The sequence below is a fragment of the Mycobacterium palustre genome, from assembly GCF_002101785.1.
Taxonomy (GTDB): domain Bacteria; phylum Actinomycetota; class Actinomycetes; order Mycobacteriales; family Mycobacteriaceae; genus Mycobacterium; species Mycobacterium palustre.
The window spans coordinates 1-6,836 of record NZ_LQPJ01000009.1 but is presented as its reverse complement, the minus strand read 5'-3'; the positions used below and the strand labels follow the sequence as shown (position 1 = coordinate 6,836).

Genomic DNA, 6,836 nt, shown 5'->3' with positions numbered 1-6,836 from the left:
TCACGCAGCGTGTCCACCAACGCATCCACCCGCGACCGCACACCGGCCACCGTCAACTCGGCGTCAGCAACGGCCTCTGCCATCGACAACTCCCCAGTCACCACCCATGGCTACACCACGACAGCGTCGCGTCGCAGGCCCACAGTTCACGGCTGCCGGAAATCCCCACAAAATCCGGACGCGGTGGGGCCGCTGGCTGCGCGATTTCGCCTGGTCTTCGCCGGCGATGCCAGCGTGCGAACCGTGACGGCGCGCTGGTTTGCAGGACGACCACAAGATCATGATGGTGGAACCACCAGCGATGTGCCAGAAGACAGTCTGGTGCGCCGCCTGGCGATGGCCCACGACGCGAGCCACTACAGGCTGATTCCCGAAAGAGTCGTGCGGGCGCGCAGCCGGGAGGACGTCGCTCGGGAATTCCGTTCGGTTGCAGGCGCAGGGGGCCACGTCACATTGCGCTCAGGGGGTACAAGCCTGTCCGGGCAGGCTTCGGGCGCCGGCACCATGATCGACACCCGAACGCACTTTCAGGCAGTGGAAGTGCTTGATGGAGGCGCGCGGGTCCGGGTGCAGCCCGGGGCGACCTTGAGGACAGTCAACGCGCGGCTCGCCCCCTTCGGCACCCGCTTGGGACCCGACCCGGCCAGCGAGGGCGCCTGCACCGTCGGCGGCGTGATCGCCAACAACTCCTCGGGAATGCGTTGTGGCACACAATGGAACAGCTACTCGACGCTAGACGGGCTCGCTGTCGTACTGGTTGATGGCACCGTGGTGGACACGTCACTGGCCGACGCGGACCTAAGACTGCGGCATGCGCGTCCCGATCTTTACGAAGGGCTGCTGCGGCTGCGGGATCGCGTCAGGGGCAATCACGATTCCATTCGCCGGATCAACCAACTTTATGCGCTCAAGAACACCATGGGCTATTCGCTGAACGCATTCACAGACTTCACCGAGCCTACCGACATTCTCGCCCACCTGATGGTGGGCTCCGAGGGAACGCTCGGATTCGTCAGTGACGTTGTCTTGCGGACGATTCCGATTCGCCGCCATGTCGCCACCGCATTCTTGGTCTTTCCCAGCATCGCAGCCGCAACCGACGCGATCGCGCCGCTGAGCAAAGCTGGCGCGTGCACATTGGAGTTGATCGACGCCGCGTCGTTGAGGGTCTGTCAAGGCGGCGCCTCAACACATCCCGTCCTGCGCTCCCTCGAAGTGCGCGCCCATACGGCTTTGCTTGCCGAGCTCGAGGCGGATAGCCAAGCGGAGCTCAACGATCTGTTGGACGGCGCGGCGACATTGCTCGACGACCTTAATTTGGTTGCTGCCGCCGACTTTGAGCAAGATGCCGCCAGTCGTGCGGCAATGTGGAAGCTTCGCAAAGACCTCTACCCAAGAGTCGCCGCTGCGCGGCCGTCGGGGTCCACCGCACTACTCGAAGACGTCGCCGTCCCGATCACCGCGCTCACCGGCACGGTGAACTCTCTTCATGGGCTGCTGCGCGGGCACGGCTACCACGACAGCGTCACCTTCGGCCACGCTAAAGACGGCAACTTGCATTTCATGATCAGCTGCCGATTTGACGACCCAGCGGAGGTAGACCGGTACGCCGCGTTCAATGAGGATCTGGTTGGCCTGGTGCTGAATGCGGGCGGCACTCTGAAAGCCGAACACGGGACCGGCCGCATGATGGCGCCTTTCGTAGAACGCCAGTTCGGCGCCGAGTTGTATGCCGTGATCCGAGAGGTCAAACGACTATTCGATCCTGCGGTGACCCTTAATCCGGGCGTCGTGGTTTCGGATAACGCGCGCCAACACCTGGCCGATCTCAAGGTCGTTCCGCTCGTCGAAGCGGACATCGACACGTGCACGGACTGCGGGTACTGCGAGCCGATGTGCCCATCTCGGGCCTTGACCACTACCCCTCGACAACGCATTGCATTGTTGCGTGAGGCCAAAAGATTGGCCGGCAGCCAGCGCGCCGGGCTGATGACCGACTACGAATATCACGCCGTGGACACTTGCGCCGCGGATTCGTTGTGTTCGGTCGCCTGCCCAGTGCACATCGACACCGGAGCGTTGATGAAGCGGGCGCGAGCTACCCGGCATTCGTCGGCGGCCCAAAAGGCCGCCGTGCGGGTGGCCGACCGCTTCGGCGTGGCCGTTGCCGGCGCTCGAGCGGGCGTGGGCCTAGCGCGAAAGCTTCCGACATCAATGGCGTCAGCAACGACGTCCGCACTGCGACGAGTCGGCAACCCTGAGTGGATCCCGTCGATGCGGGATCGGCTGCCCGGGCCCGGCCGGCGACGCACAGCGCAGAGTCCGCCCAACGCGACCTATGTCTACTTCCCCGCCTGTGTCACTTCGATTTTCGGGCCCGACTACGACCACCTCCCGGCTCTGGCAGCTCTGGGCGGTGAGGTGGCGCGGGTACCCGAGCAGATCGCTTCGCTGTGCTGTGCGACGCCGTGGGCGTCGAAAGGCTTCTCCGCGGGAGCCCAGCAGATGGCCGAGCGGACCGCCACAGCGCTGTGGCTTGCGTCCGAGGGCGGACGCCTGCCGGTCGTGTGCAACGCGTCCAGTTGCGCATGGGCGTTGCAAACGCTGACCGAGCAGCTTCCCGCGGGTCACCATGCAAAGCACCGTCGACTCAGCGTGCTGGATGCGGTCACGTTCGTGCGGCGTCACGTGATGCCCAAACTCGGCGAATTCACCAAGATTGACACGCTGGCCGTGCATCCCACGTGCGCCGACGTGCACATGAACACCAAAGGCGACGTGCTTGCACTCGCCCACGACATCGCCGACGAGGTGGTCGTACCCACCACCTGGGGTTGTTGCGGCTTCGCCGGCGACCGCGGCCTTCTTCATCCCGAACTCACCGCCGCCGCTACAGCACCGATGGCCGCCGAAATCGCCTCGCGCGAGTTCGGTGCTTACGCGTCGACCAACCGGACCTGCGAGATGGCGATGACGCGGGCCACGGGGGCGCACTACCGCGACATCATCGCCGTCTTATGCGAGGTCGTTATGAGCACCCGCGGGTGAGCCCAACGGAGACGAGTTTCGCCCGTCTTTGCGGTTGCACGGTAAGAATCGGTGACAGTGGATGTCACCGTCCACACAACCGAATTGCGCCGAGAGGATGGTCGCCATGCCCCTTCGTGATCTTCAGACGCTGGACCGGTTACGAGCGTCGGCCCGGGATCGTGAGCGCCGGATTCTATTGCAGGGGGCCGACTTGCTCGGCGTTGCGGGATCTCCCACTTTGACTCGGGGCGACGTGTTGATCGTCGGTGATCGGATCGAGGCCGTCGCGGGCGACCTGTCCGAGGCAGCCGGTCCCTCGACGATCTGTGTCGACATGAGCGATTCGATCTTGCTGCCCGGCCTTGTCGACTCGCACGTCCATGCCTGGGAAGGCCAACTGCGCGGCATCTGTCCGGATGCGGACTTCGAGAACTACCTGGCCCTGGCTCATGGCGCATTTGGGCCACGGTATCGACCAGAAGATATCGCCGTGGGACAGAAGATCACCGCCGCCCATGCGCTCAATGCCGGCATCACCACGATCGTGGACAACAGCCACAACTCCCGAACCCCGCAACACTGTGACGCCGCGGTGGAAGCGCTACAGGACGCCGGCATCCGCGCCGTGTTCTGCGTCGGCGCCCCACTCATGGGTGAGCATTCCTGCAGACTTCCCGCGGATGCTTTGCGTCTGCGCGACGAGTATTTTTCCTCGACGGACCAGCTCCTCACACTGCGCTTGTTCGACATCCACCCCACCGTGGAATCCTGGACATTCGCCGCCGACAACGAGTTCGACCTGTGCGCCGAGATGGGCCACTGGGTCACCAACCTCGACGAGCTCATCGACTCCGGGCTCATGAGCGCCGGCCACACCTACAACCATTGTGTCGGAATATCCGAGAGAGGGTGGAAAGCCTTCTCCGACAATGGGGTTGCCGTCAATGTCGTTCCCCGTTCCGAGCCACAGTTCGGTCTGGGCGAGGCATTTCCCAGCGTCATCGAGGCAGAGCAGCACGGGATCGGCCCTGGAATCAGTTCGGACAACGAGATCGCCTACGGGCTCGACCTTTTGACAGAAATGCGCACCCTGCTCTACCAACAACGGCAGAGGGCCTACGAACTGAGTTTCGCCGGTCATGCCTCGGTGCGGCCGTGGCAGCCGATCGACGTCATCACTGCCGCCACATCGGGCGGGGCCCGCAATGCCGGCCTAGACGGCATCGTCGGCGCCATCGCCCCTGGCTTCAAAGCAGATTTGATCAGCATCGACACCAACGCCTTTCATCTCCGCCCGCGAGCCGACGACGCCGCCGGGACCGTCGTCAACTTCGCCGCGCTTACAGACATCGACGTCGTGTTCGTCGACGGCAATGTCCGCAAGTGGGCGCACGAACTCACCGACACGGATATGGGCTATCTGTTGGCCCGCGCCGACGAATCCCGCGCATACCTGATCGATCAGGCGCAAAAGGCAGGCGCAGGCGCGCGATTGGATCGCATCAGTGCCAACACCGAAAACGCTGCCGTGCGTAATCTGCTCAGTCAGACGGGCCACTAGCCTCGATTTATGAGGAGGATCCAAATCCCCGCCTCGCCAGGGATGTGACGATCGGAGCGCTCGGGGCGTGCTCGTCCGTGCAGATCCGGCCCGGCATCGAACACTGCCATAGACATCCCCGTTGCGACCATCGCGCGCGGTTAATTGTTTCGGAATCGACGAGACGACAAGAACTGGCGGGCGCTGTGGTGCGTAGTTGCAACCCATCCGCTGTGAGACATCGACAAACCCTTCTCGTCCGCCGGATATTTCGCGGTGTGTCCCGTCATTGGAATTCGACGTTGTCGAATTGGACTGGCTTTTCCGTAAACTGCTGCAGGTTGAGATCCTCGACGGCGCGTGCCACTTCGAGACCGAAGAGGTCAGTAGAGGTATCGACGGGGGTAAGCTCACCGCCGCTGGCCATGAGCTTGTCCTGCTGTTGAAACCAGGCGTCGATATCGCTGGTCGTGACCTGGACGCCTGGCCCGACCCCTAGGCGTACTCGGGATGCCCGCCCGGCGCCCACCTCGAAGGCCTCGTTATTGATGCGGTTTGCCGGATGGGCGAGCCAAGCAACGAAGCTGGAGACATGCTCGGGTTGGAAATGCTTTTGCAGGACATCGCGAACAAGTGGATCGGGAATGGCTTCAGACATTCTTGTCCACGCCGAGGGCAGGATGCAGTTCACCGTCACATTCGTACCGATCGCCTCGAGCGCCAAGCTCTTCGTGAAGCCGAAGACCGCAGCTTTGCCCGCGCCGTACGCGGTGAAGCCGGGATTGCCGAGCATCCCCACTGAGGAGACGTTTACGACTTTGCCAGCGTCGGACTGCAGCAAATGCTTCCAGCTTGCCCGCGTCACACCGACCGGGCCCTTGATCAGGGAATCGAATACTTTGTCCCAGCTCTCGGCCGAGACGTCGCCGAATGCCGTCACACCGAGCACCCCGGCGTTGTTGATCAGGACGTCAAGGCGGCCGAACGCGTCGATGGCCGTCGCGACCAGCGCAACGGGATCGTGAACTATGTCGTGGTCGTCGAGCACGGCGTGGCCGCCGCGCTCACAGATCTCGTGCACCACCTGCTGGGCGGCATCTCCGTCGATGTCGTTGACCACAACACGACAACCCGCATCCGCCAGCGCTAGAGCATGAGTCCGTCCCATCCCGCGGCCAGCACCGGTCACGATCGCCACCCGGTTCCCACCGTCGGTGTTAGTCATTCACTGGCCTTTCTCTTGTCATGGTTGGTGGTGTGGCACTGAACCGGCTCATCGCTTTACCGCGCGCAGGCGACACTCGAATCCGTTCGCCGACACTCCCACAGACCGCAAAATCGACGCGAAACAAGCGACAACAACACCGACAACACGTTTGTTAACGCGCAAGCGCCGCGGGCCAAGGCAACGAGGCGTTGTGGTTGGTGTGACTGTGCGAAGCGCCCGACGGCGCGCCTGCGTTTGCGTTGTGTCATCGAAAGAAGCGAACGGCCAGATGGTGAGGCGGGACGCACAGGCGATATCAGCCAGCCCGGTCCCACTCCAGTGGTAGCTGAAGCAAATCCTGGGACAGGATGTGCGGCCGGTATTCGGGAGTGAAATCCGTCGCCAGGCGCAGGCCCGGCAGGCGGTCCGCCAACTTGTTGAGGGCAATCTTGACCTCCAATCGCGCAACCGGAGCGCCGAGGCAGAAATGGGCCAGCTTGCCGAACCCATAATGTTCACGTGCGTTTGGCCGGTCAATGTGAAACTCGGTAGGATTGGGCCACTTCTGTTCGTTCATGTTGGCCTGAGTGAGGACCGGGCACACGACAGCGCCCTCCGGAATGTTCACTCCGCTGAGCACGACATCGCGGGTGGTGTTGCGGAAAGCGAGCTTCGCCGGCGCCTTGAGTCGAAGCGCCTCTTCGATCGCGGACTCCGCCAACGATCGATTGGCTAAGAACCGCTCCCAGTTGCTCCGGTCCCGCAGCAGCAGAAACATCACGTTACCCAGCAGCGTTGCCGTTGTTTCGTTGCCCGCGGCCAACAGGATGATGAAATGATGCCGTAACTCCGCGTCGTTGTAGGCGTTCTGGTTCCCGTCTGACTTCAGGTGCACCAAGGTCGACATCAAATCGTCGGTGGGGTTCGCGCGCCGGGTGTCGATGAGATTTTGGGCGTAGTCATTGAGATCGGCGATATCGGTTGGCTGTGACAGCCTGATTTGGCCCCGGGTGGGCGGTCGAAAGTGGCCCCACCTGTGTGGTCGCGGGTGTGCTGTTG

General features: G+C 63.0%; 4 protein-coding genes. 2 read left to right on the top strand and 2 right to left on the bottom strand.

Features of this window, described 5'->3' with window-relative positions:
* Positions 1-183: 183 nt before the first annotated feature.
* Positions 184-3,048 (top strand): FAD-binding and (Fe-S)-binding domain-containing protein, encoded by a 2,865-nt coding sequence (locus tag AWC19_RS01155; RefSeq protein ID WP_211284812.1) that lies wholly within the window; start codon positions 184-186, stop codon positions 3,046-3,048.
* Between the two features lie 106 nt (positions 3,049-3,154).
* Entirely contained in the window at positions 3,155-4,591 is a 1,437-nt protein-coding gene (locus AWC19_RS01150; RefSeq protein ID WP_158090819.1) for an amidohydrolase family protein, read from the top strand.
* A 265-nt stretch (positions 4,592-4,856) separates the two neighbouring features.
* Here the strand turns inward: AWC19_RS01150 and AWC19_RS01145 are convergent, their stop codons facing one another.
* Positions 4,857-5,795 (bottom strand): SDR family NAD(P)-dependent oxidoreductase, encoded by a 939-nt coding sequence (locus AWC19_RS01145; protein ID WP_085076277.1) that lies wholly within the window; start codon positions 5,793-5,795, stop codon positions 4,857-4,859.
* 298 nt (positions 5,796-6,093) lie between these two features.
* Positions 6,094-6,836 (bottom strand): cytochrome P450 (locus tag AWC19_RS01140; RefSeq protein ID WP_142280906.1); only part of this gene is annotated, 743 nt, incomplete at its 5' end.